The organism is Candidatus Zymogenus saltonus (assembly GCA_016929395.1).
GTDB classification, from domain to species: Bacteria; Desulfobacterota; Zymogenia; order Zymogenales; family Zymogenaceae; genus Zymogenus; species Zymogenus saltonus.
This window is the reverse complement of sequence record JAFGIX010000050.1, coordinates 1-24,443: the sequence shown is the minus strand read 5'-3', so window position 1 is coordinate 24,443 and position 24,443 is coordinate 1. Positions and strand designations below refer to the sequence as shown.

The 24,443-nt window shown below is 50.2% G+C and carries 24 protein-coding genes; 9 read left to right on the top strand and 15 right to left on the bottom strand.

What is annotated here, in order from left to right; translation table 11 throughout:
- Positions 1-409: 409 nt before the first annotated feature.
- Positions 410-2,083, bottom strand: a complete 1,674-nt coding sequence (locus JW984_09950; GenBank protein MBN1573504.1) for a PAS domain S-box protein — start codon at positions 2,081-2,083, stop codon at positions 410-412.
- A 147-nt stretch (positions 2,084-2,230) separates the two neighbouring features.
- Positions 2,231-2,644, bottom strand: a complete 414-nt coding sequence (locus JW984_09945; GenBank protein ID MBN1573503.1) for a response regulator transcription factor — start codon at positions 2,642-2,644, stop codon at positions 2,231-2,233.
- Positions 2,645-2,874: 230 nt separating this feature from the next.
- Here JW984_09945 and JW984_09940 point away from each other — a divergent pair, with 230 nt between their 5' ends.
- Positions 2,875-3,531 (top strand): response regulator transcription factor, encoded by a 657-nt coding sequence (locus JW984_09940; GenBank protein MBN1573502.1) that lies wholly within the window; start codon positions 2,875-2,877, stop codon positions 3,529-3,531.
- A gap of 357 nt (positions 3,532-3,888) precedes the next feature.
- Here the strand turns inward: JW984_09940 and JW984_09935 are convergent, their stop codons facing one another.
- The 6 genes from JW984_09935 to JW984_09910 all read right to left on the bottom strand — a co-directional run bounded on the left by JW984_09935 (position 3,889) and on the right by JW984_09910 (position 8,039).
- On the bottom strand, positions 3,889-4,074 hold the full coding sequence (locus tag JW984_09935) for a hypothetical protein (GenBank protein ID MBN1573501.1): 186 nt from the start codon (positions 4,072-4,074) through the stop codon (positions 3,889-3,891).
- A gap of 217 nt (positions 4,075-4,291) precedes the next feature.
- Entirely contained in the window at positions 4,292-5,473 is a 1,182-nt protein-coding gene (locus JW984_09930) for a response regulator (GenBank protein MBN1573500.1), read from the bottom strand.
- Between the two features lie 348 nt (positions 5,474-5,821).
- Positions 5,822-5,989: a hypothetical protein gene (locus JW984_09925; protein MBN1573499.1), complete on the bottom strand. Its 168-nt coding sequence runs from the start codon at positions 5,987-5,989 to the stop codon at positions 5,822-5,824.
- Positions 5,990-6,015: 26 nt separating this feature from the next.
- Entirely contained in the window at positions 6,016-6,465 is a 450-nt protein-coding gene (locus JW984_09920; GenBank protein ID MBN1573498.1) for an acyl-CoA thioesterase, read from the bottom strand.
- A gap of 35 nt (positions 6,466-6,500) precedes the next feature.
- Positions 6,501-7,793, bottom strand: a complete 1,293-nt coding sequence (gene eno / locus JW984_09915; protein ID MBN1573497.1) for a phosphopyruvate hydratase — start codon at positions 7,791-7,793, stop codon at positions 6,501-6,503.
- A 72-nt stretch (positions 7,794-7,865) separates the two neighbouring features.
- Positions 7,866-8,039, bottom strand: coding sequence for a 4Fe-4S binding protein (locus JW984_09910; protein ID MBN1573496.1), 174 nt, complete (start codon positions 8,037-8,039; stop codon positions 7,866-7,868).
- A 224-nt stretch (positions 8,040-8,263) separates the two neighbouring features.
- On the opposite strand from JW984_09910, the gene JW984_09905 reads away from it, so the two are divergent.
- Together JW984_09905 and JW984_09900 are read left to right on the top strand one after the other, a co-directional pair.
- Positions 8,264-8,593 (top strand): hypothetical protein, encoded by a 330-nt coding sequence (locus JW984_09905; GenBank protein ID MBN1573495.1) that lies wholly within the window; start codon positions 8,264-8,266, stop codon positions 8,591-8,593.
- Between the two features lie 16 nt (positions 8,594-8,609).
- A complete protein-coding gene (locus tag JW984_09900; GenBank protein MBN1573494.1) occupies positions 8,610-10,304 on the top strand; it encodes a glycerol-3-phosphate dehydrogenase/oxidase in 1,695 nt (564 codons plus the stop codon).
- Positions 10,305-10,755: 451 nt separating this feature from the next.
- Here JW984_09900 and JW984_09895 read toward each other — a convergent pair whose 3' ends face one another.
- The 5 genes from JW984_09895 to JW984_09875 form a co-directional block, all read right to left on the bottom strand.
- Complete coding sequence (locus tag JW984_09895) at positions 10,756-11,919, bottom strand: nicotinate phosphoribosyltransferase (protein ID MBN1573493.1); 1,164 nt, start codon at positions 11,917-11,919, stop codon at positions 10,756-10,758.
- Between the two features lie 127 nt (positions 11,920-12,046).
- The gene (locus JW984_09890) at positions 12,047-12,901 is read right to left on the bottom strand and encodes a DUF89 family protein (protein ID MBN1573492.1); all 855 of its coding nucleotides are present in this window, start codon (positions 12,899-12,901) and stop codon (positions 12,047-12,049) included.
- 4 nt (positions 12,902-12,905) lie between these two features.
- Entirely contained in the window at positions 12,906-13,658 is a 753-nt protein-coding gene (locus JW984_09885; GenBank protein ID MBN1573491.1) for an enoyl-CoA hydratase/isomerase family protein, read from the bottom strand.
- A 130-nt stretch (positions 13,659-13,788) separates the two neighbouring features.
- Positions 13,789-14,418 (bottom strand): hypothetical protein, encoded by a 630-nt coding sequence (locus JW984_09880; GenBank protein MBN1573490.1) that lies wholly within the window; start codon positions 14,416-14,418, stop codon positions 13,789-13,791.
- Between the two features lie 54 nt (positions 14,419-14,472).
- Entirely contained in the window at positions 14,473-16,338 is a 1,866-nt protein-coding gene (locus tag JW984_09875; protein MBN1573489.1) for a tetratricopeptide repeat protein, read from the bottom strand.
- 198 nt (positions 16,339-16,536) lie between these two features.
- On the opposite strand from JW984_09875, the gene amrB reads away from it, so the two are divergent.
- Together amrB and JW984_09865 are read left to right on the top strand one after the other, a co-directional pair.
- Positions 16,537-17,340 (top strand): AmmeMemoRadiSam system protein B, encoded by an 804-nt coding sequence (gene amrB, locus JW984_09870; GenBank protein MBN1573488.1) that lies wholly within the window; start codon positions 16,537-16,539, stop codon positions 17,338-17,340.
- Positions 17,341-17,424: 84 nt separating this feature from the next.
- Positions 17,425-18,723 carry an ATP-binding protein gene (locus tag JW984_09865; protein MBN1573487.1) on the top strand — a complete coding sequence of 433 codons (1,299 nt, stop codon included), beginning with the start codon at positions 17,425-17,427 and terminating at the stop codon, positions 18,721-18,723.
- Positions 18,724-18,728: 5 nt separating this feature from the next.
- Here the strand turns inward: JW984_09865 and JW984_09860 are convergent, their stop codons facing one another.
- Together JW984_09860 and JW984_09855 are read right to left on the bottom strand one after the other, a co-directional pair.
- Positions 18,729-19,241, bottom strand: coding sequence for a DNA ligase (locus JW984_09860; protein MBN1573486.1), 513 nt, complete (start codon positions 19,239-19,241; stop codon positions 18,729-18,731).
- A 36-nt stretch (positions 19,242-19,277) separates the two neighbouring features.
- Positions 19,278-20,162, bottom strand: coding sequence for a PilZ domain-containing protein (locus tag JW984_09855; GenBank protein MBN1573485.1), 885 nt, complete (start codon positions 20,160-20,162; stop codon positions 19,278-19,280).
- Between the two features lie 253 nt (positions 20,163-20,415).
- Between JW984_09855 and JW984_09850 the strand changes: the two genes are divergently transcribed.
- The 4 genes from JW984_09850 (at position 20,416) to JW984_09835 (ending at position 24,248) form a co-directional block, all read left to right on the top strand.
- Positions 20,416-20,775, top strand: coding sequence for a response regulator (locus JW984_09850; GenBank protein ID MBN1573484.1), 360 nt, complete (start codon positions 20,416-20,418; stop codon positions 20,773-20,775).
- Between the two features lie 32 nt (positions 20,776-20,807).
- Positions 20,808-21,998: a glucose-1-phosphate adenylyltransferase gene (glgC, locus tag JW984_09845; GenBank protein MBN1573483.1), complete on the top strand. Its 1,191-nt coding sequence runs from the start codon at positions 20,808-20,810 to the stop codon at positions 21,996-21,998.
- A gap of 91 nt (positions 21,999-22,089) precedes the next feature.
- Positions 22,090-22,887: a HEAT repeat domain-containing protein gene (locus tag JW984_09840; GenBank protein ID MBN1573482.1), complete on the top strand. Its 798-nt coding sequence runs from the start codon at positions 22,090-22,092 to the stop codon at positions 22,885-22,887.
- A 212-nt stretch (positions 22,888-23,099) separates the two neighbouring features.
- On the top strand, positions 23,100-24,248 hold the full coding sequence (locus tag JW984_09835) for an acyl-CoA dehydrogenase family protein (GenBank protein ID MBN1573481.1): 1,149 nt from the start codon (positions 23,100-23,102) through the stop codon (positions 24,246-24,248).
- Positions 24,249-24,443 lie beyond the last annotated feature (195 nt).

Genomic DNA, 24,443 nt, shown 5'->3' with positions numbered 1-24,443 from the left:
TCAGATAAGCCAGGGCTTCGTTATCCTCGAAATATAAGACTCGAACAGGCCTCTCGTAATCTGAATATGTTTCCTTTTTATTATTTTCTTTCATGTTGAAATCTTCCCTATTTATACCCGGAGTTTATTACGATTGCCTCTTTTCATTGATGCTTCGGTGTTTAATTGCACCGGAAGAGAAACGCATCTTTTGTCCGTAGACTCCTGAAACTTCAGGGAGCACAATATTTTTACTCCATCTGAACTCCATCACCGTAAACCTTATTCTCCGGTTTGTTGTTTTATCAACAAATCTGTTATTGATCTAATATCTCCTAAAGGTCCTTTCCCTTCAAATCCCTTTCAAATAATCCCGAATAGAGAGTAGTTTTGTCTTTGGGACAATACCCAAAAAGATGTTTAATTGGACTTAATTGTCCGCTTTCATTATTTTCTCTAAACGTCTTGAAATGGTGAATTTGAATATCGACCCCTCATCGACTTTAGACTCACACCAAATTCTTCCATTGTGACGTTCGACAAGTGTCCTAACGTATGCCAACCCCATCCCCTCCCCCGGGATGTCCTGTTTCCCAGCCCTCTGAAAAACATTGAAAATTCTCCCCATATCCTTCTTATCGATACCAACCCCGTTGTCCTTTATATAAAAGGTTGTTTCATACATTTCCCCAAACGACCCGATTTCAATCTCGCCCCTTCTTTTCGGGCACAAGTAATTAACCGCGTTCGTAAGGAGGTTTTCTATGATTATCTGCATCGAGGTTTTGTCAGCTACAACGTTGTGCAGCTCCCCAATTTTTACCTTTATCCCCTGTTCCTCTATCTTATGAGCCAAGTTCATGAGAGAAGAATCCACTACCTTATTCATCTCCACAGTGGAAAAAATCAACTCCCTCCTGCCCAAGCGCGAGAGTCTCAAAATCGCGCTTATAAGGCCGCTGATACGCCCTATAGACGAATCGATAAAGTCCATGTACTTGGGTACTTCATCGTTCAGTATGGTCAATATCCTTTCCACCTCCCGCCTGCTGAGTTTTCCAAAAAATGGGATCAAGAGATCGTGGATCTCCCTATTGGCCGAACCAATCTTTTCACTATAGCCCTTGATGTTTATTAGAGGTCCCTTCAGATCGTGAGAAACTATATAAGAGAAGTTCTTGACGTCCTCGTTTGCCTTTTCAAGCTCGTTGGCATAACGCTTCAACTCTTCTTCCACCATCTTCCTGTCGGTTACGTCGATTGTGTATTCCACTACCTGAGAGAGTTTTCCGTCGCCGTGAAAAATCGGATAACTGGTAACCTCACAATATCTATCCTTGCCGGACTTGTCCTTAAAAATGTGTTCCGCAACGATCGGCCCCCCCTTCTCCCTGACTATTTCAACAGGACACATATCACCCTCGGCTTTGCAGGAAAAATCCAATCCTTGGATCTTTTTTAAGCACGTATTCAAATCGAAGTGTTCTTCATCTCTCGCCGCCGAATTTGCGATCTTTACCTTACAATCGTCGACGTCAATAACGTACAGGGGATGGGGTATGGATTCGATTAGATTTTTCAAAAATTCGTTCTGCTCTACTATCATCTTCGCCGATTCGATCCTTTCGGTAATATCTCTGCCTATGGAAATGATCGCCTTTTTACCCTCATAATCAAAAAGTCTCGCCTTTACATCGACGGGGATCTTCGTGCCGTCCTTCGCCACATGCAGACTCTCGAAGTTGGCGCTTCCCTTAGCCATGACTGTGCTTACCTTCTTGGAAATATCTGATAAAATCTCGGGGGCGTCAATCTCCAATGGGGACATGTTCAAAAGCTCCTGTCTGGTGTACCCATACCTCTTGACCGCCATTTCATTTACCTCGATGAAATTTTCAGGCATCCCCTCATCGTTAATTCCGTGGACGAAGATGGCATCCTCAACGCTGTTAAATAGTATCTTAAATTTATCCTCGCCTCCGCCCGCCGCTTCGCTTCCCGCATCGCCCTGTTCGGCGTTCCTCGTCTCATAGCTTTGCACCTTAAGGCGAAGCTCCCTTAATTCACTAATTAAATCCGCCTTTGTCCTTTTTTCGTCTATCATCGTAATTGCTCTGAGGAAAAGTTCCTAATCAATAGCCGTAAGACAGCAGCTGTCTATCGTGAGATTTACCAAACACAACCCCAAATTTTGCCTGCGAATAACGGGGTGCGCAAAGAAAGACTTCCATCAAATGTGTATGTTTCAAAGTCATCTCCCCAACTTTCCGGAATCCAATTCCTTTCTCAACAAGATCTCTTCAACCAGACCCTTTATACTTTCACCGTTCATCGAATCCTTCGGGATAAATAGATCTCCGCCGCACTTCAAAGCCGCCTCCCTGTATTCCGGCAAATTATGATTCGTTATGATCGCAATTCTCGTCTGGGGATGCTCTTTTTTAATCAGCTTTGTGAGGTCGAGACCATTTCCATCCGGGAGCTTTATATCCATAAATATGAGGTCGGGGATGTGGGCGTCGACGCTCAGAAGGGCGCCTTTGCCGTCTTTTGCCTCCATCACAACCATAAATGGAAAAAGTCCCAACAACATTTCCCTTATCGACTTCCTCTGGGCGGAGTGATCTTCAACTATCAACGCCTTTAATTTATCGTCAAATTCCACAGCTCACTCCCGAAATTAGAAAATATATGACGTATACCGAAAAACATGACCGATGAAGACACAAATTCACACAACTCCATTTTATCGATGAAAAGGCCGATAAAATGCTTTTTCCAAGTATTTTACTTAAAATACTATCTATATATTCACTATACTTTTAACTTTACTATCTAATTCCAATATGATAAATAGGGTAATGACTTTATTTTTATGGGGGAAAAGCAGTATTTATGCCCCAGAAAACGAGAATTGTCATAGCCGAAGACCACACGATCCTGAGAGAGGGTCTAAAGGCCCTTATATCATCCCATCCCGAATTCGAGATAGCCGGCGAGGCCAAGGACGGCGCCGAGGCCATTCGTTCCGTGAACGATGTCAGGCCGGATTTGGTCCTTATGGACCTGTCCATGCCGAAGATGAGTGGAATGAGCGCCATCGTCGAGATCAAAAAGAGATGTCCCGAAACTAAGATCCTCGTTTTGACGATTCACAACATGGAGGAATATATACTGGAGGCCTTGAGGGCGGGCGCGAACGGTTACATACTAAAAGACGCCGACCACAAAGAGCTTTTTCTCGCCATAAAGACCGTCCTGGAGGGGAAATCATTTCTCTCCCCCAGCGTCTCAAAGAAGGTAATAGAGGGATACCTTGAAGGAAAAAAGAGCATAAAGACCGACACGTCCTGGGAGACCTTGACCCAGAGGGAGCGGGAGATACTGAAATTGATCGCCGAGGGTTACAAGAATAAGGAGATTGCAAATCTCCTTTTCATAAGCGCAAAGACCGTTGAGAAGCACAGGGCGAATCTTATGAAGAAATTGGACATCCACAACGTGCAGTCTCTGACGGCCTTCGCAATCGAGAGGGGACTCATCTCGGAGTAGGGATTGCCACCCGAGCTTGCCGGTCAATAGAGGCTATTATTACTATTTTAATATTCCCCGGGGAATTGTAAGCGGATACTCGCCAAATTGGTCAGATAAGAAAGCGCAATTTCAATAATTTCAAAAATATCACCGCGGCGATTATTATAACAAAACCACGTCTCTTTAAATCCCCTCAACTAATTAGAGAATTTATGTTTGAGACTACGTGTTTTTCTATTAACCGGCCCCGGCAAAAGACCGGAGCCCCTAAACGTCGTTGCCCCAAACCCATTTGATATAAACCTCTGCCTAAAGAAAAGTTTTTAGACAATTGTTAGATGCCTGTACCCACATAACATCAATGGGAAACAGTTTCTAAATCCGTCGGTATAGACTATTTTTCCCCCTTTGCCCCTTCTCGACGATAAGCCCCGACAATATCTCTGCGGAGACATTGGGGACGACCCCGGCGGCGATCTCCCCTTTTCGCTCCAAGATACCGAAAACAGGGACTCTTCCGGCCGCCCCTCCTCCCGGCTTCCCTGCCTCACCCTGCGCCATCCGTTAAAGTATGAATCACCGGCTCCCGCCTAACCCTTAAGTCGGATTTGCGATGCCGCCGTCGCTGTGCAGCGCCTGACGAGGCTTTTGGATTAAAGGGCCGTTGGATAGCCGGCCCCCAGCTTTTTTGATATATTCGCGGTTGAAATCTCAAACTCTGATAGCTTTATGAACCAAGGCCGTTGTGTCGGACTTACCTTGTTTTATATGGACTTGATCAAAGGGGCCACCTGGCCGTGATGACGGTTCCGGCACCCTTGTCCGACTCGATGGAAAACGAGCCTCCCGACAACTCGGTCCTCTCCTTCATTCCGGCAAGGCCGAAATGAACCCAGGAATCATCCTGAGACATGACTCGATCTATATCCAGGCCGATGCCGTTATCCTCGATTTTCAGGACCACAAAACCCGTTTTTCTGAAGAGACTCAAGGAAATATGATCCGCCTTGCTGTGTTTTGCAACGTTGTTCAATGCTTCCTGAATGATCCTGTACATGACGATCTTCAAATCGTCCAGAAGCTCCTCCTCCTCTATATCAATTTCTTCTGTAATTTCTATGTTGGAATTGGTAATCTTAAACTCGCGGCAGAACCACCTGATGGTCGCCTGAATTCCGAGATCGTCCAATATGGAGGGCCTCAAATCCATCACTATCTTTCTGACCTCCCCGATCGTATCCTGCACGATCGTGGTTATCGTATCGAGCGATTCCAATATAGAAACTTTATTTGGATCGGAGATATTGTCATAAACCTGCCTGACCCTCAATTTTATCGTAGTAAGGTATTGGCCGATGCTGTCGTGAAGCTCCTGGGCTATCCTCTTCCTCTCCCGCTCCTGGGCCGTCATCAGCTGGGAAGATAGAAATCGGAGTCTCTTCTCCGACTCCCTTAACTTCTTCTCGGTCTCGATCCTCTCGTTCAGCTCCTTGATGAGATCCCTGTTGGCCCTGTTCAGCTCCTTGGTTCTCTCCTTCACCTTCAGCTCAAGGTTGTCCTTGGCCCTTTTCAGGGCCTCGTCGGCCATCTTCTTCTCAATGGCCAGCTTATGTTGTTTCAATACCCTTTTTATTACCGTTGGAATAAGCTCAATATATCTTCCATTGAAATCCTTTACGACGTAATCCCCCACCCCGAGCTTCATCGCCTCCACGGCGAGATCTTCACTCCCCTCTCCAGTAATCATAATGGCAGGGGGGGGATTTTCGATATTCGACATGGCCTGAATAACTTCGAGTCCGTTATAAATGGGAATGTCGTAGTCAATCGCAACTATATCGTAAGATTTTCTTTCAAGCATGGCAAGGCCGTCTTCGCCGTTTACGGCGATGTCTATTTCAAAATTTTCTCTCAAGAGCTTTTTCTTGATCAGACTGGCCAGGCCCTCATCGTCTTCCATATAGAGAACACGGATGGGGTTCAATTGTGGTGAAACGCTCACTTTTTTGTTATCCCCTGATATAAAGACGGAATCAAGCGGTCATCCCAAACAGGTCCCGCTCCCATTGTTGTCCGTAATAAATTGAACGGCCGGCCGTGAATATATTTGAATGGCTTACTGTGAATATATTTGAACGACTTACAGTGAATATATTTGAACGGCTTGTCGTGAATAAGATTGAACGGCTTGCCGTCCATGATTCAAAGAGTGAAGTATTTATCAAACCGCCTTTTAACAAGTCCCGGTCTTTCCTCTATCTAATGGATGTCCATTGGATTTTTCAGGACGGCGCATACAGGGGGGTCATCACGACGGCTCGTCGAACGAGAGCCTCATCCTGAAGTAGGGTCCGTAGCGGGAACTGGAACCCGTGGGGTGAAAGTTTACGGCGGTGACCTCCCAACCCTGCCCTATATACTCCTCGATATTGTCGGTAATTTTGTCATTGACGATTATTATTTTGTACAGCCACATGGTAATCACTAGAATAAAACTGGATGTTATCCCTTTGTCTTTACGTTATCGGGGCCCTCGAAATCCAAGATCATCCTCTTGAATTCCTCGGGCATTTTATCGGGCCTGCGGGTTTTCGGATTGATAAAGACGGAGACGGTCCTTCCCTCCGCCACAAGAGATCTCCTCCCCGGAACAAAGATCAGGTAGTTGATGTGGAAGCTCGAATCCCCGAGGTAACCCACCTTTACGTAGATATCGATCTCCTCGTCGAAGTAAAGGGGCGCCAAAAAACTGCAGGAGATATCAGCCAGGGCCATTCCGGTGCCGAATTCCTTAAGCTTTCCGTAGCTGATCCCGAGGTCCCTGAAATACTCGAAGCGTCCGATCTCTATGAAATCGAAGTACCTTATATTGTTTACGATCCCTTCGATGTCGGTCTGGGACATCCTGACCCTGGATCTGATCTTAAACTTATATCTTTTTAAATCTTCCAACGTAGCGGCTTGCATAGGCCCAAATTTAATGTGCTCTAAGGCTTCTTCTTCAGGTTGTAGAAGACATCTTTGCCGATGAATTCGCTTGAGTCTCCAAGATTCTCCTCTATCCTCAAGAGCTGATTGTACTTCGCTATCCTGTCGGTCCTCGATGCGGAGCCCGTCTTTATCTGGCCCGTGTTTGCCGCCACTGTAAGATCGGCGATAACGGTGTCTTCGGTCTCCCCGGAGCGGTGCGAGACCACCGCCGTAAATCCGGCCCTCTTGGCCATCTCTATGGCGGAGAAGGTCTCGGTCAGGGTGCCTATCTGGTTTATCTTGATCAAGATCGAGTTTGTGGCCCCGGCCTCGATACCCTTCTTCAGCCTCTTGGTGTTCGTTACGTAAAGGTCGTCCCCCACGATCTGAACCCTGTCTCCGAGACGCCCGGTCATCTCGCAAAAGCCGTCCCAGTCGTCCTCAGAAAGGCCGTCCTCGATAGATACGATCGGATATTTTTTTATCAGCCCCTCGTAGTAGTCGACCATTCCGGACGAGTCGAGCTCCTTGTTTTCCGCCTTAAGCACGTATTTACCATTGACAAAAAACTCGCTCGCCGCGGGGTCCAGGGCGATCGCCACCTCCTCTCCGGGCTTGTATCCCGCCTTCTTTATAGCCGTCACTATCAGCTCCAGCGCCTCCTCGTTGCTGCCGAGGTTCGGGGCGAACCCCCCCTCATCACCCACGCTCGTTGCGAGTCCCTTATCCTTGAGTACCGACTTCAGATTGTGGAAGACCTCGGTTCCCATCATAAGCGCGCTTGAGAAAGAGTCGGCACCCAGGGGAAAGATCATGAACTCCTGTATGTCGACGTTGTTGTCGGCGTGCTTTCCGCCGTTCAGGATATTCATCATAGGAACCGGAAGGAGCTTTGCGCTCACGCCGCCGAGGTAGCGGAACAGCGGAAGGTAAAGGGCGTTCGCCGCCGCCTTCGCGGTGGCCGAGGAAACGCCCATAATGGCGTTGGCCCCCAGCTTCGATTTATTCTCCGTCCCGTCAAGCTCGATTAGCTTTTTATCCACACTTATCTGATCCAGGGAGTTCATCCCTATGATCTCCGGTGCGATGATATTTATAACGTTATCCCTGGCGTTTATGACTCCCTTGCCGAGATACCGGCCTTTATCGCCGTCCCTCAGCTCCACGGCCTCGTGCTCTCCCGTGGAGGCCCCCGAAGGAACCGACGCCCTTCCCATCACCCCCGATTCCAGATGAACATCCACCTCGATTGTTGGATTTCCCCGAGAATCGAGTATCTCGCGGGCAAATACGTCCGATATAGTAGTCATTTTGTCAGCCCATACCTAAATAAAAATGAAAAAAAGGGAAAGGCCGGACATATAACATCCAGCCGTGTTAACTCAATCTTCCGGGACACATGCATCAGTCGGGCATACATCTGCACAAGAACCGCAATCGGTACAAAGATCTGGATCGATTACGTATTTGTCCTCGCCCTCGCTTATCGCCTCAACGGGACATTCCGGTTCACACGAACCGCACATGATGCATTCATCCGTTATCTTGTATGCCATTGTTTTCCTCCTTTTCTAGATACAGCCACTTGCCACTATAAAAAATGAAAAATAATTTTATACCATATTTGCCGCCTGTGCAACAATTATGTTTAAAAAATAACCATTTAATATGAAAATTCAACGGATTTTATTAACAATAAACGGGAAAACAAGGCAAGTTCTGCCTTGAAAAAGGTCGGTTTTCGGAGTAAAATGGAATCGGAAAATTCGGTATATTTAAGATGAAGCGCTGGACCATAAGAATTGCGGCGTTCCTCACCATCGTCTTCACCGTGCCAAGTTTCTCGATTTCTCTCGAGGAGGGCGGCGACCCGGCATTCACCGGAAAGAAGATAGACATCGTAATGGACAACGCCGATATAAGGAAGGTGCTTCTCCTCTTCGGGGAGTGTGCGGGAATCAACATGGTAATCAAGGGGGATGTCAAGAGGAAGATTACCATAAAGCTTAAAAGCGTCCCCTGGGATCAGGCGTTCTTCCTACTGCTCGATATTTTCAACTTGAAAGCCGAGTACATTAACGACGTCCTTATTATAGGCAAGAACAGGTAATCTTAAGGAGTATATTATGAAACGGAATATTTCTCTCATGGCCGAAAAAAAATATGACCTGATTATTATAGGCGGCGGCATTACCGGGGCGTCGGTGGCCTGGGACGCCAGCCTGAGGGGACTCAAGGCGGCCCTCTTTGAAAAGGACGACTTCGCAAACGCCACCAGCTCCGCAACGTCCAAGCTGATCCACGGGGGGCTGAGGTACCTCAAGAACTTCGAGCTGGGACTTGTGAGGGAATCGTTGAGCGAGCGAAGGATAATGAGCATGATAACCCCCCAGTTCGTCTTTCCTATCCCCTTCATCGTGCCCCTCTACGGCCACGGCATAGAGGGGAGGCTCCCCATGCAGGCGGCGCTCTCCGTCTACGACCTCCTCGCCTACGACAAGGAGGAGACGGAGGACCCGGACAAGAGGATACCCAATCACAAGATACTGGGGGAGGGGAAGGTAAAGAGGCTCTTCCCCGGCCTTGAGACAAAGAATCTGAACGGCGGCGCCCTCTATTACGACTGCCAGATGCACACGCCGGAGAGACATGTCCTCGAATTCATGCTGTCGGCCACCGACTACGGGGCGGACGTTGCCAACTACGCCGAGGTGAGGGATATTCTGAGAAAGGGAAACGTGATAAACGGCGTTATGGTGAGAGACAAAGAGAGCGGAGAGGAATACAAGATAAGCGGGAAGGTGGTCGCCAATGTGACGGGCCCGTGGGGGGACATCACGCTCGGGATGCTCCACAAAAAGGGAGTGGAGAAGAGGCTCATCCGCTCCAAGGGAATTCACCTCGTGACAAAGGAGATATTCAAGGACTACGGCCTGGTTTTGAGGACAAAGGCGGGAAGGCACTTCTTCATAATACCGTGGCGGGGATACTCCCTGATCGGCACCACGGACAGGGCCTACGACGGCGAGCCTGACCATTTCAAGGTCTCCGAGTCGGACATTGCGGGGCTCATCGAGGACACGAACGAAAACCTCCCCGGGGCAAAGCTCTTAAGAAAGGACGTCCTCTATTTCTACGGGGGGTTGAGGCCGATCGTGGAAAAGGACACAGACATAGACGTCTACGACGCGTCCAGAAAGTACGAGATATACGACCACGAGAAGGACGACAAGATAAAGGGCATAATAACGGTGATCGGCGGGAAGTACACCACGTCGAGAAATCTCGCCCGGCAGGTTGTGGATATGACCTACAAAAAGCTGGGGAAAGAACCGCCGGAGTGCCTCACCGACACCACCCCCCTCTACGGCGGGGGGACCGGGCCCTTCAATAGCTACCTCAACAAGGAGATAAAAAAACACAAAAGGGAATACCCGAAAGACGTGGTGGAAAATCTCATCCATCAGTACGGAACGGAGCACGGCAGGATTATGGTAAAGACCGAGACCGAACCGGGATTGAAAGACAAGATCGCTCCAAACCGACCGGATATACTGGCGCAGGTGGCATACGCCGTGACCGACGAGATGGCCCTCCACCTTGACGACGTGGTCTTTCGCCGGACGGGCCTGGGCACGGTCGGCAATCCCGGGGAGGCGGCGCTGAAGAAGTGCGCCGATGTCATGGGGGAACTGCTGGACTGGGACAAGACCGAAAAGAAGAGGGAAATGGGCTGGGTCAACGAGTACTACGTCCCAATCAAGAAGGACGGGGATATCCCCAAGGCCAAGGACGTTATATCAAAAAAAGCCGCTAAATAGAAAAACGAAGGGGCGGGATATTGAAACGACAAAATGGGACAATACCAAAACGGTGAAACAGCGAAATAACCAAATTTCAGAATGTGTAAAAGGGGACGGGGGCGGACTTACCGAAGACATAGAGTTGGCATGTCAACGATAATTTAACGATATATCGATGCGACGACATATTGACCTAACGACATTTTGACCCGAAATGGATTTCCCGGCTGGAACGGAATCCCTGACCTGAAATGGGATCCCCGCCTCAAAGGGTTTCTGTTGAGGGCAAGGGATTGCCGACAACGGTAAAATGAATATGATGACGAAAAGGCGCCGGATATGTGTCAACCATCAACTATGCGCCAAATACAATATCGCCCTTGATCGACCCCTCGATTGATCCCCCTGCCCCCCCTTAACCGAGAATCCCCCGACCGCCAACCTTTTTTCTAATCACGACATAATCCCGCTACAGATCTTCCGGGCCGAAGCCCGAGAGCTGCGAGAGGAGCCTCGACCTTATCTCCCGGACTGTGGGCAGCTTATTCATATCCTCTTTCGGTGTGATCGTCTCGAAGAAAGGAGTCAGGCGGCTCCCGCAGCCGCACTTCTCCGGGCTATGGCCGAAGGGGACGACCACCGGCATGCCGCACTCCTCGCACCTGAATAGGTCTTTCCTCCCCGACTTCTTTCCCCTCTTGCCGACCGGCTTTCCCTCTATCTCTACCAGGTCGAAGGAGAAATCAACCGTAACAGCGCTTGATATCGAGGTTCCCACGCCGTAGGCGTCGCAGACAGGATTCAGATCCATTATCGAGTACTCGTCGAGGCCGCCGCTGGCAAATAGCTTTACGTGGGAGAATCCCTTGGTGTTCAGCTCCCAGCGAACCTCGCTCAGTATCTCCTTGAAATCCCCCCTCCTGGAGCCGGGCGTATCGAGCCTGACCCCGAAGAGTTTTTCCTTCAAGGCGGAGGCTACGTTTACCGCCTCAAACTTCTCATCGTTGAACGTGTCGATGAGGACGATCCGGTTTACCTTCTTGTCGATGATCTCGTCAAAGGCCCTTGCGGTCTGAACGGTGTCGCCGATTATGAGGATGAGGGCGTGGGGCATGGTCCCTACCGGGGTCTCGTTGAGCTTCTCTGCGCTGGCAACCGAGCTTACGCCGTCAAGCCCCCCGATCAAGGCCGACCTGTCTATCATCGGGGCGATAGCAGGGTGCATCCTCCTGGCCCCGAACGAGATGACCGGGCGGTCTTCCGCCGCGACCCTGCATCTGGCCGCCATCGTGGCGATCCCCGTGGCCTGGCAGATGAAGCCCAGGATCGCCGTTTCGTGGATCCCGAAATCGGTGTACTCCCCCTCTATTTCGAGGACCGGCTCGCCGGGATAAAAGATCGTCCCCTCGGGGATGCTCCTGACCTTTACGTCGTGGGCGGAGAGGAGATCGATGACCTCCTCGAGGCCGGAGAAGACCGCCCACTTCCAGTCGGCCGGCAGCGACTTTGCGAAAACCTCGGCGACGACCCTTCTCTTGATCCCCATCTTGTCGAGGACCTCCTTTGTCCTCATGAAGTAGACGTCGGTTACCTTCCCCCCCCTTATCTCGTCTTCGGAGAGCATGTAAAACATGATTTATTATTCCCCCTGGATGGTTATCCGTTGAATATCTCTTTTTTAAAAAACTGTATGGAGTGCGATTAAGATTCTATGCCTACCCCCCCTACGGTTCCGATTTCCCGCCGAGAGGGGCGTCGGCTCAGTTCTTCAACAGGATCAGCGAGCCCTTTTTCACGGAGAGATGCTCCGCCACGGCGTCACACTTTGCCTTCAGGATGAAGAAGATGTTTTTGTCCTCTCCCTCCAGCACCTCGAAGTTCCCCTGGCCCTTGGAGACTATGAGGTCCGACTCCTCGAAAATCTTCCTGAACTCCCCAGAGGCGGTTTTCAGATCGGCCCCCGGTATATCCGCCCCGGTGTCTATGATCTCCGCGAGTTCCCCGATTCCGGAGGCGATCGCATCCTCCCTCGTCGCGTCGTTGATGACGGCACCCCCCCTGACGGCGAATATCACCCTTCCCTCCAGATTCTCCCTCGCCCACCAGAGAAACAGCCTGTCCAAAACTATCTCGCCGGCGTTGTCAGCCAAAAAGAGGATTTTTTTCGCCTTGAAAAGCTCGTCCCTCAACTTTTCGTAATCGTCTATTGCAAAGGTCAGATTTTCAAATTCTTCGAGGATGGTCTGGGGCGAAAAAGATATGTCGGGGATGCCGAAGTCTATGATGTTGCCCACGGCTGTGGCCACCAGCGCCGCCTTCAGCCTGTCCTTGGAGGCCATAACCCTCTCTTCAATAAGGGGATATATCGACATGGCGCTTTCAAGGCTTTTTCTCTTTATCTCGATGTAGGGATCGGAAACGCCGGTGAACTCCCTTATCCGCCTGTAGATCACCGCCGCGAGCTCCGGCGCCGTGATCCCGGGCGGGGCGGTCTCTATCGTTATAGAGGCCTCCTCTACGATCTTCGCAATATCCTCATTGCCTGCCCCCGAAAGCCCAGCGGCGGTCTTGGCCTGCTTCAGTATACACGATTTGCACTCGGGCTTTAATAACATATTCCTACTTGATCATCCCCGATTGTCTGAGAAATATCTCTATCCTATTTTGGAACTCTTTCCTGTCCAGCAGCCTGGATGTGAGGGAGAACTCGAACTTCAGGACCTTGGAAGCATCTTTTTTCAGATTCCTGAACGTCGCCTCCTTGATCGCCGTGAGCGTCCTGCCCCCCACCCTGCCGATCTCCCCGGCCCTCCTTTCCGCCGCTTCCACAAAACCGTCGTGGGGGTAAACCTCGTTTACAAGCCCCATCTCTTTGGCCTCGGAAGCTGTGATCATCCTCCCGGTTGAGCAGAGCTCCTGGGCCCGGGCGGAGCCGATCTTCTTTGCCAAGGGATATACGATCGGATTGACGCCGAAATTGACCTCGACGTGGCCGAAGGAGGCGTTCTCCGACGCCAAGATCATATCTCCGGCAAGCGCCAGGTCGAATCCTCCTGCCAATGCAACGCCTGAGACCGCCGTGATAACAAATTTCTTGACTGTATATATCGCCCTGTGGTACTCGAAGATCCGGTGAAAAAAGGACTTAAGATTCGTATCCACAGCTTCCTTGAGGTCAAAGCCGGCGGAGAAGCTCTTCGGGCCGCCCGTTATCATAATCAGCGATACCTCGTCGTCGGAACCGAGCCGAGAGAGGGAGTCCTCCAGCTCGTCCCTCAGCCTCATCGAGAGGGCGTTCATCGCCCTGGGGCGATTAAGCATTATCTTCCCGGTCCCGTTCTCACGGGTGACGATAATATCCTTGTACTCCATCCGCTCTTTCCTGCCGGTCACGAATCGATTTTAAGGCGTCCCGAAAACCAACCCTGCTTCGGCGTCGACTACACGGATCGGCTACTGCCCCCGCTTCTGCCCCCTCCAATACACATATCCCATGATTTTGCTAATCAACGATTTCGAAGTTGAAATCGAGCTGAGGGAGCTCGCCCCCATCGACCGCAGCGGGACTTACAATGAGTTTCAGCGTCCTTGCCATCGAAGAGTACTTTTGCATGTAGACAAAGCCCTTGACCGTCGCCCCGGAGAGTATCGTGCCGAACCTGAAGGCGACCGGAATGACCTTGGAGTCATACTGGCTGTACCCGTAGGGGTACGCAAACTCGAGACCCAGCCCCCCCCATGAGCGATAGTAGTAGTTCCCGCCGTAAAAGATGACCGGCGGATATGACCGGGTGGAGTAGACAGCCTTGTCGACATGTTCCGCCTCGATAACACCGTACTGGATGCTGTTGTCATCAAACATGAAGATGTGCTCCGTACCAATTGTAATATCCTTAGATGTCTTGTTTTGTACAGAGATGAGGAACGGAGTGAAACTGTACTTAACGTCGATCGGCTCGTAGTTCCAGGCATCGCTCACAACCGTGATTACAATCCCTCCCCTATCCAGCGTAGAGCTTTTCGATTCGAGATTCACGATTCCGTTGGCGCCCTTTACTGGAATTATCTCCGGTCCGCAGGAAGCGATAAAAAGGATTAAAAACGAGATAAGAAAGAACTTGGTACGTTTCATTATCTGATCCCCCTTTAATTTCATTTATATTGAAAAAATTAAAACTATTTCTCTCTATTTTTCAACGTTCAATTTTAAGTCTTTGCTCCCTTCGGTCTCCTTCGGCTTATCCCCGGGCTTTTTACCGGTTTCCACTTCGGGGGTCTCCTCTACGGCCTCCGTTTCGTCCCCGCCTTCAGATTCCGTTTCTCCATCAACTTCCCCATCCGGCTTCCCCTTGTCCTGAATGGAGTCCAAAAATTTCTTGGCGGAGATGTTTTCGGGATCGGTTTTCAGGGCCTTATTGAGCTCCATTTTTGCCTCGTCCTTTTTCCCCATGGAAAGGAGTATCCTCCCCTTTATCTCATGTCCCCTGCTGTATCCGTGATAGGCCTTGAGGGCTGTATTGACCATCACGAGAGCGCCGTTCAGATCCTTGTTCTGATTGAGGTTTATCTCCGCAATATCCACATATATTTCATACAGGTCCGGCTTTAACTCCACTACCCGAAGAAAGGCCTCCCTGGCCCTATCGTAATCCTCCATCTCCCTGTACAACCTGCCTAAGCTGACAAACGTCTCAAAAGACCTTGGATTGACCTTGGAGGCCTTGATAAAGGCTTCCTCCGCCTTTTTCTTGTCGCCTTTTTTGAGATAGACCTCTCCGATCCCTATATACGCCTTATCCGATTCGGGATCGAGGGATAGGGCATTTTCAAACGAATCGAAGGCCTCCTTGTATTTTCCGGCGCTGCAGTATATGTTGCCAAGGCTGATGTGGAGGTCGATGTCCTCCGGGGAGACCTTGATGGCATCCTTGAGCACGCTGACCGCACTGTCCGGTTTCCCCAGCTTTATCCTGACAATGCCCAGGCTCTTAAGGGCGGATGTGTCTTCCGGTCGAATCCTGACCGCCTTAGCGAGCGCATCCTCCGCCATCTTGAATTTTTCCTGATCAAGATAGAGGAGGCCGAGATTTAGGTACGCCTCGAAGCAATCGGTCTTGATTTCGATCGCCTTTCTGAAATACTCCTCTGCGTCCAGGAACAGCCCCGTCTCCTTGTGGATTATGCCGATATCCACATACGCCTGATAGAGCCCCGGTTCGAGCTCCAGGGCCTTGTTGTACCACGCCTGGGCCTCGTCGTAGGTTCCCGTGAGCATCAGCGCGCGCCCCATCGCGTAATAGGTCTCAACGCTGTCGGGGTCTATCTTCACCGCCCTTCTGAAAAAACCGATCGCCTCGTCGTACCTGTTCAGGTGATAGTACGTGAGGCCGAGATTGTAGTTCGCCTCAAAGCTCCTCGGTTTTGACTTCAGAGAGTTCAGAAAGTATTTCTGGGCCTCGTTGTAATCCTTGTTGGCAAAGCTGATCTTCCCCATGTTGTAACAGGATTCGTAATGGTTTGACTTGATCTTGAGTCCCTTTTCAAAGAACCTCATCGCCTTCTTTGTATTTCCCGCCTTATAATATATCTCTCCAATCTTTGCCATGGCATCGAGGTTATCCGAGTCGATGTCGAGCATATCTTCATATGTGTCTATAGCCTTTTCCCACTCTTCCCTTTCCATGTATATCTGGGCCATCCCCTCGTAGGCAGGAAGGTAGTCCTTTCCATGCTTCTGGGCCTCCTTGAAATAAGCAAGGGCGTCGTCGTATTCGATCATCAGAAGGGAAATCTCGCCCAGTCTCGTGAGAGACCTGTAATGCCCCGGCTCGATCTCCACTATCTTCTGATAGCGCTCTCCCGCCTCCGTGTAGTTCTTTTCGGAGAAACAGCGCTCCGCATCGGAGAATTTCTCCAGAACGTCCGGCTCCGGGGTCTCTCCGGGAGACCCGCAGCAGGGGAGGACTCCAACGAAGATAAAGAGAATAACTGCCTCTATAAAACGAAACGACCTTCTCGTCATCATGTAATCTTTTTTAGAAAACTTATTCATTTGAACAATTTTTCATACAGGCGTATCATACTCTAACGGCAGGGGAAAATCAAGTAAAAACTCCCTGGCTGGAGACGGGCTTAAGATTAAAACTCAAGGAATATCATAGAGATAGTCGAGGGCAAATACACCTTGCATCGATTTTCCCTTTGCAGTACCATAGTCAGTATCAGGAATTTGGATTTTAGGGGGGTGAAAATGATTAGAAAACCGGCCGTTTCAGGGCAGTTCTATCCGTCAAATCCGGCGGCGCTCGAAAGGGAGGTAAAGTCGTACTTCGACTCAAGCGTTAAGCCGGTAAAGGCGTTTGGTATCGTCTCCCCCCACGCCGGCTATATCTACTCCGGCCGGGTGGCTGGGGAGGTCTTCTGCCGCGTCGAGGTGCCCGGGAGGGTTCTGATCATGGGACCGAACCACCGGGGGAGGGGGACCGACGCCGCCGTGATGTCAAGCGGCAGGTGGGCAATGCCGATGGGGGACGTTGCGCTTGACACCGAGCTCGCGGCAAAGCTGATAGCCTTATCTAAGATCGTCAAAGAGGACGAGTCCGCCCACGCGATGGAGCACTCTCTTGAGGTTCAGCTCCCCTTCGTCCAGGCGATTCGGGAGGACTTTCTCCTGACTCCGCTGGCGCTGGGGCGCCTCAGTTTAAGCGAGTGTCTGGCCCTGGGGGAGGATCTGGCCACAGCGATCAGGGAGATTGATGATGACGTCCTCATCGTGGCGAGCTCCGACATGACCCACTACGAGCCGCACGAGACCGCCAAGAAGAAGGATATGGACGCCGTCAAGCACATCCTCGACCTCGACCCGGAGGGGCTTTACGAGACGGTCCGCGGCAGGGGGATCACCATGTGCGGGGTCCTTCCGGTGACGGTGATGCTGAAGGCCGCGATTATGCTGGGCGCAAAGAAGGCGGAGCTCGTCGACTACAAGACCTCCGGCGAGACCTCAGGCGACTACGGCAGCGTTGTGGGCTACGCGGGGCTGATTGTGAGTTAGGGGGGAGGGTTTGTAATCTCTGTTGTTAATGAGTGGTGGTGCGGGAAGTTCAATACTAATATCTTAAATTTTGCAGGGTAATAAATGTCTTTAAATCATTTTGAAAATATTTTAAGAAGGGGTTATGAATCAAAGGAGTTGGATTACAAATCCCCTATAAAATGGGATGAAAAAGATAAAAAAGCTTCTTGTGAAATTGTTAAAGATATACTTGCAATGGCAAATACAAACGGTGGTTGGATAGTAATTGGTGTAAAGGAAATCGACAATGGCTTTGATTTTATAGGTGTAACTAAAGAAGAATCGAAAAGTTTTGAAAGTACTAGGGTAAATAATTTTGTACAAAAGTATGCTGATCCACCAATTAATTTAAAAGTTGTTAAAATAGAAAGTGAAAATAGAGACTTTGTAATTTTGGAAATACCACAGTTTTTAACTACTCCACATATTTGCATAAAAAATTACCCTGATGTACTATTATCAGCTACTCTATATGTAAGAACTGACAACAATGAGTCAGCACCAATTAATTCATCACACGATTTAAGAAATATTTTAGAATTATCTATAAAAAATAGAAGTGAACAACTTCTCGAACAAATAAGCATTTTTTTTAAGCATGGTGAAATGGGAGAAAGAAAAAATACCGATCAACAAAAATTTGAAGAACAGATAAACGATGCTTTAAAAAGTTTTGATCAGAATAATACATTTAAAGATGAGTATTATGGCTATAGAGAAGTCTGGCTTGTCCCAGAAAAATTTGATGAGATTCTAATCGAAAAAGATAACTTGCTTGATATATCAAAAAAGGCCGATATTGATTACATAGGTAGACCTTTTTTACAAATCAATTATCCAAATACTACTTGTAAAATGGGAAATAATTTACAAACTTTCAATACTTACCAAGATTTTTTAGGGAATAAAAGAGTATATTTTTGGAGATTATATCAAAGTGGTCTTTTTATTAAAAAAGAAAATATATATGAATTTTTAAAAACAGATAAAGAAACAAAAGTATTGGATATTGATATTACGACACTTCTAATAGCAGCATCAATATTTTTTCTAACGAAACTTTATTGCGATGTTCTTGACGAAACTGATTTTATTGAATTGAATATTGTATTAAGAAATACTCTGGACAGGAAATTATGCACAGGTGAAAATGTGGATGATTTATCTGCTGATTACTTCTCGAAAATGCCGGAAATACATTACAAAAAGAGTTTAAGACTTCTAGAGTGGAATATTGGTAAAATTGAAAATGCCCTTGAAATTGCCGAGTCTATTTTTAAAGATTTCCATTGGGATCAGCCAAATCTTGAGCCAGTAAAACGTAGATTGAAATTGGAGAAAATTTTTCAAAGAGATTTATAAACTCCCTACTCCCTCACATCACACGGCGGCTCCGTCGGCGCCTCCGCCCCGATCTCGTCTAAGCTCCTTCCGCTCTTCACCGAGTCCGGGGCTGAATCCAGAATATCCACCTCGCGGTCCTCGAACTCGTCCTTCATCTTGATGAGGAGCCAGTTCTTGTCGGTATCTCCCTTTCCCTTCGCCTTCATTTTTACGAGGGCGAACTTTCCCTTGAGCTTCTCCCCTTTCAATAAAACCTCGACCCTCCCCTTCTCGAAGCCGTCCGGCTTCAGGTTCTCGTAGTCGCCCCTGTCCCAGACCATCACCGGGCCGGCGCCGTACATCCCATCAGGGATCACCCCCTCGTAGTCGGCGTACACCACGTCGTGGTCGTCAACCATGACGGCGAGCCTTTTCACGGAGCCATCCATGGACGGCCCCTTCGGGACCGCCCAGGACTTCAGGACGCCCTCCATCTCGAGGCGAAAGTCGTAGTGGAGCCTCTTTCCCCTGTGTTTTTGGACCACGAACATCGGCATCGATAACCGCCATTTTAATATTTTGAACCGTTTGAGCTACCCTCCCCTCTCCCTCCTCTGCGTAAGGATCTTCACTGCCTCCCTCTTTATGTTGTCCCTGACGTGCTGGCTCTTTGCGATAAGGGAGATCTCCTTGGTGGAAAGGAGAGCAAGCTGCCTCAGGGCCAGCTGGGAGGGGGTTCTCGGGTTTCTGACGATGGAGTTTTTTATCTCGAGGTTCTGTATCCACTTCCTGTTTTTGCCTATCGCGTCGAGGACGTCGGCGGGGGTGCCCACGTCTTTTGCTATGCGGTTGATCTCCTGGTCGGTTATCCTCGGGTTCCTGATGATGAGGCGGGCCACGGAGGGATTCAGGTCTTTCAGAAGCGCCGCCCTCTCGAGCTTGTCCCCCTTGGGCGCCAGCATCATCTTTTCGTTCATCGACATCTTCCTCACCCTCTGCATCGTGATCTCCCGCGAGGCCTCGTCGATGTCCGTTTCGGAGTCCTCTCCCTCATCGGAGAAATCTTCGGGCGGCTCCCCCAGCTGAATGACCGTCCTTTCATCCGCGGCCACCACCCCTGATATGCTCTTTATAAACTCGTCCAGCTCCTTCTTCTTCTCATCGAAGTCCAAAAACTGAAGGGCAAAGCCCGGATTAAGGCCGCTCTTCCTGGCGTCTTCCTCCGTCACCCTCCTGACTACCTCGGACATCATCGTTACAGGCTCTTCCCACTTGGGGATGGAGAGGGATACCTTTACCTTCAGGTGCATTGGAAGGGGCCTTGTAGACTTGATGAATATTCCGCCGTGGCTGATGTTTTCTGTGTATTCCTCCTTGAACCTGTCAACGGTCTTGTAGTTCACCCTTATCTTTACCTTCTCTCGCGGATGTTTTCTGCTCTCATTAGCGGAACCACCGTCTACGGAATTTCCGATCATGGAAACACCTCCCTTCCATCGCTTGGAATTTTTTTTATTTTAACATCCTTGCTACGGAAATGTCAAAAATAAATGACCCGATAAGATACGATTTGTAATATCATTATCTATTGTAATATTATTGACAGGGCGCCATCATCTTGGTAGAATTGTAACCGTATCGAAATCGAATATCGCGCATGATTGAAGCTTTCGTGATTGAAGTTTGATATAAGATCGAGTTTGAACATAGAGTCAAAGAGGGGAGGTCGATATGCCAAAGCTCCTAATTGTTGACGACGATGAGAATATATGTCTCCTCTACGAAGAGGATTTTACAGAGGAAGGCTATGAAGTTGAGATCGCCAAAAACGGCAAGGAATGTATAGAAAAGCTCAAGTCTTTCTCTCCCGATCTTATCATAATGGATATTCGAATGCCGGAGATGGACGGGATCGAGGCGCTGGGCAAGATAATAGCGAAGGAGAAAAATATCCCCATAATTCTTAATTCAGCTTATTCATCCTACAGGGACGATTTCAGAAGCTGGGGGGCCGACGCCTATATAGTGAAGTCATCGGATATTTCCGAGCTCAAGGATAAGGTCGCCGAGATTCTTGGGAAAACCGCCTGATTGATAGGGGGTGACAGGTGAAGATACTGGCCATGGTCCTCGCCGGGGGTAAGGGGGAGAGGCTCTATCCCTTGACGCGGGACAGGGCCAAGCCGGGCGTCCCCTTCGGCGCCAACTACAGGATTATCGACTTCACCCTGTCAAACTGCGCAAACTCGGGCCTTCGCAGGATCGTAATCCTCACCCAATACAAATCCTTTTCATTAGACAGGCACATCCAACACGGCTGGAATTTCTTCTCCAGTCAGATGGGTGAGTACGTGGACATCATCCCCGCCCAGCAGCGCGTCAGCGAGGAGTGGTACCGGGGGACGGCCGACGCGGTTTATCAAAACATCTACACCCTCGAGCAGGAGAGGCCGGATATGACGCTGATACTCTCGGGGGATCACGTCTACCGGATGGACTACAGGAACCTCATCGACTTCCACAACGCGAAGAACGCCGACCTCACCGTGGGCGCCATACCCATGCCGAAGGAGCTCTCCAGACAGTTCGGCGTTATGGTGGTGGATAAAAACTACAGGATCATCGGATTTCAGGAGAAGCCTGAAACGCCGGAGACCATGCCGTCCGATCCAAATCTCATTCTCGCCTCCATGGGGATATACGTCTTCAACACCGAGAAGATGGTAAAGCGGATTGTGGAGGACGCGAAACGCTCCGGAAGCTCCCACGACTTCGGCAAAAATGTCATCCCGGCCATGATAGACAGGGATAAGGTCTACGCGTTCCCCTTCGTAGACGAGGTAACGGGAAGGCCCGCCTACTGGCGGGACGTAGGTACGATCGAGGCCTACTGGGAGGCGCACATGGACCTTATCTCCAGGGACCCCGAGTTCTCCCTGTTGAACCGCAAGTGGCCTATCTACACCTACGAGCCGCCGACCCCCCCGGCAAAGATAATATCGGCCGGCACAGACGGGGAAGGGATTCAAAACTCGATCGTCTCCGGCGGGGATCTGATCATCGGCTCCAGGGTTATAAACTCCGTAATAGGAAGAAACGTCTCCATCTACGAGGGGAGCGAGATCGAAGAGTCGATCATCATGGACAGGGTCAAGATAGGGAGCGGGGCGAGGCTGAAAAAGGTGATCATAGACAAAAACGTCACGATACCGGACGGGATGGAGATCGGGTTTTCCAGGGCGGAGGACGAAAAGGCCTTCGACGTTACCAAGGGGGGGATCGTGGTGATCGCCAAGATGACGAAGTTCGACTGATTTCGGCACACCGACCTCGCGCCGGGTTCTGAAGGCGGTTTTTTTCTGATGACGTGAACACCCTTTAATCATTTTTTTACTGGATTCCAAGATGGCGAAGGAATTTATCTCGATAATCCTTTTTTTTATAGTTACCGCCGGGGGACTGGCGGGCGTCTTTTTTTCATGGCGGATTGAGAGCCGGCCGAAGAGGGGAGCAGTCATTTTAGCCGCCCTAGCCCTGTATATCGCCGTCTCCTGTATTATCGCCCGATGGGCGGGCTCAGGGGGGTGGCCCGAAGGGATGATCGCCCTTCCCGTCATTGTGGTGGTGGGACTTCCCGTCGCCCTGTTGATGCTGATCGCCCTTATCCTTGCGCTCTTTGCCGGCGGGAAGCCGAGCCGTATAAAAAGGGCGGTGCTTGTAACGCTCTTGTCACTGATAGGGATCGCCCTTCTCACCATGATCTTCAACAGGCCCATCAGGACCATGTGGTACCTCAAAGACGTCGACAATCCAAATCCGGTGACCCGGCGCCTTGCCGTCATCATGGTGGGGGAGTACGGAACCAAGAGGGTCCTTCCGGTCCTGCTCAAGGCCGCCGGAGACAAAGACAGCGGCGTCAGGGAGAGCGCCGTCTTCGGGATGATGAGCCTGGGCGATCCCGAAGCCGCCCCGGCCGTCAGAAGGGCGCTAAAGGACGAGAGCCCGGAGGTCAGGAGGGCCGCCGCATACTGCGTCGTATCGGTCGCGAGGGGTCAGCCGTGGCTTCTGGAGGAGCTTTTGCCCCTACTCGCAGACCCGGACGAGTCGGTGAGGGAGGCGGCGATATCGAGCCTCGACGCGGTCGACGCCGACTGGCGCAAGAGACCGGAGGTACCGCCCGAATATCGGGTCGATACGAAGTAATTACCACAGGGATGGAGCTTGAAGGACAGGCCGCAATCGCGGGAAGCTTTTGGTCAACTGTTCTCCTTACCCGCCTTAAAAAATCTCCCGAAAATCTAATTTTTTCTTCCATTTTCACGCCAAATTTGATAGCTTATTCCCACTTTTTCTCTATAAAAAATTGTTGAAATGTATCGGTTTTTGAACGGAATTTCTTGAAAAGAGGATTTGAGATGAAGTACGAAATTTTCTCGGAAGAGCACGAGCTGTTCAGGGATCAGCTCAGGAAATTTTTTGCCGATAAGGTCTTCCCCTTCGCGGAGGAGTGGGCCGAAAAGCGGCAGAGCCCCCGCTCGATCTGGCTCGAGATGGGAAAGATGGGATTTCTGGGATTCTGCTACGACCCCGAATACGGGGGCGTTGGGGCGGATGACCTCTTTCGCGTGGTGATGGCCGAGGAGGTGGCCCGCTGCGGCTCCCCCGGATTCGGCGTCGGGGTCTGCGGGCACAACGACATGTCCACCACATACATCAACCTCCTGGGGACGCACGAGCAGAAGCTCAAGTGGCTGACCCCATGCACCACGGGGGAGGCGGTCTGCGCCATAGCGGTAACCGAGCCGGGCACCGGCTCCGACGTCGCGGCGATTGCCACAAAGGCCGAAAAGAAGGGCGACAAGTATATAGTGAACGGTCAGAAGACCTTCATCTCCAACGGGTACTACGGCGACCTCCTGGTAACGGCCGTAAAGACCGACCCGAAGGCGGAGCCAGCCCACAGCGGGATATCGCTGATCGTAATCGAAAAAGACAGGAAGGGCGTCACAGCAAACAAGCTGGAGAAGATCGGCGGGCACGCCTCCGACACCGCCGAGATATTCTTCGAGGACGTCGAGGTCCCCGCGGAAAACCTCCTGGGGGAGGAGGGGCAGGGATTTTACGCCATCATGAAGAACTTCCAGATGGAGCGGCTGATCGCCGGTTTGATCTGCGTCGAGACCGCCCAGTACATCCTCGAAAAGACGATCGAGTATACCAAGGAGCGGGTGGCCTTCAAGAGGCCGATCTCCAAGTTCCAGGTGATCAGGCACAAGCTGGTCGACATGGCGACGGAGATAGAGCTCAACCGCGCCCTCGGTTACCATTGCGCCCTGAGATACACCAAGGGTGACGACGTGACCAAGGAGATATCGATGTACAAGGCGAGCGCGGGCGAGATGGTAAACAAGGCCGCCTACACCGCCACGCAGCTCCACGGCGGCTACGGCTACATGGCGGAGTACGAGGTGGCGCGGCTTTACTCGGACTTGAGGGCCGTCAGCATCGCCGGCGGCACCACCGAGGTGATGAAGGAGATTATAGCGAGGCTGATGGGGATTTAGGGGGGGAGCGGTCGGTTTTTATTTGTTTTAGAGAAATGGGGAGGATTTATATTTGACAGGGATTGAACGGCTGTTTCGTCTCTCGAAATTTCCACATTACAATATTCTCTAGGAGCCTGTCGGGATAATCATTATAAAGACTTTTATTGTACGATGTAGTTCTGTTTTTATCGATCTATTTTCCTTTTTTACGAT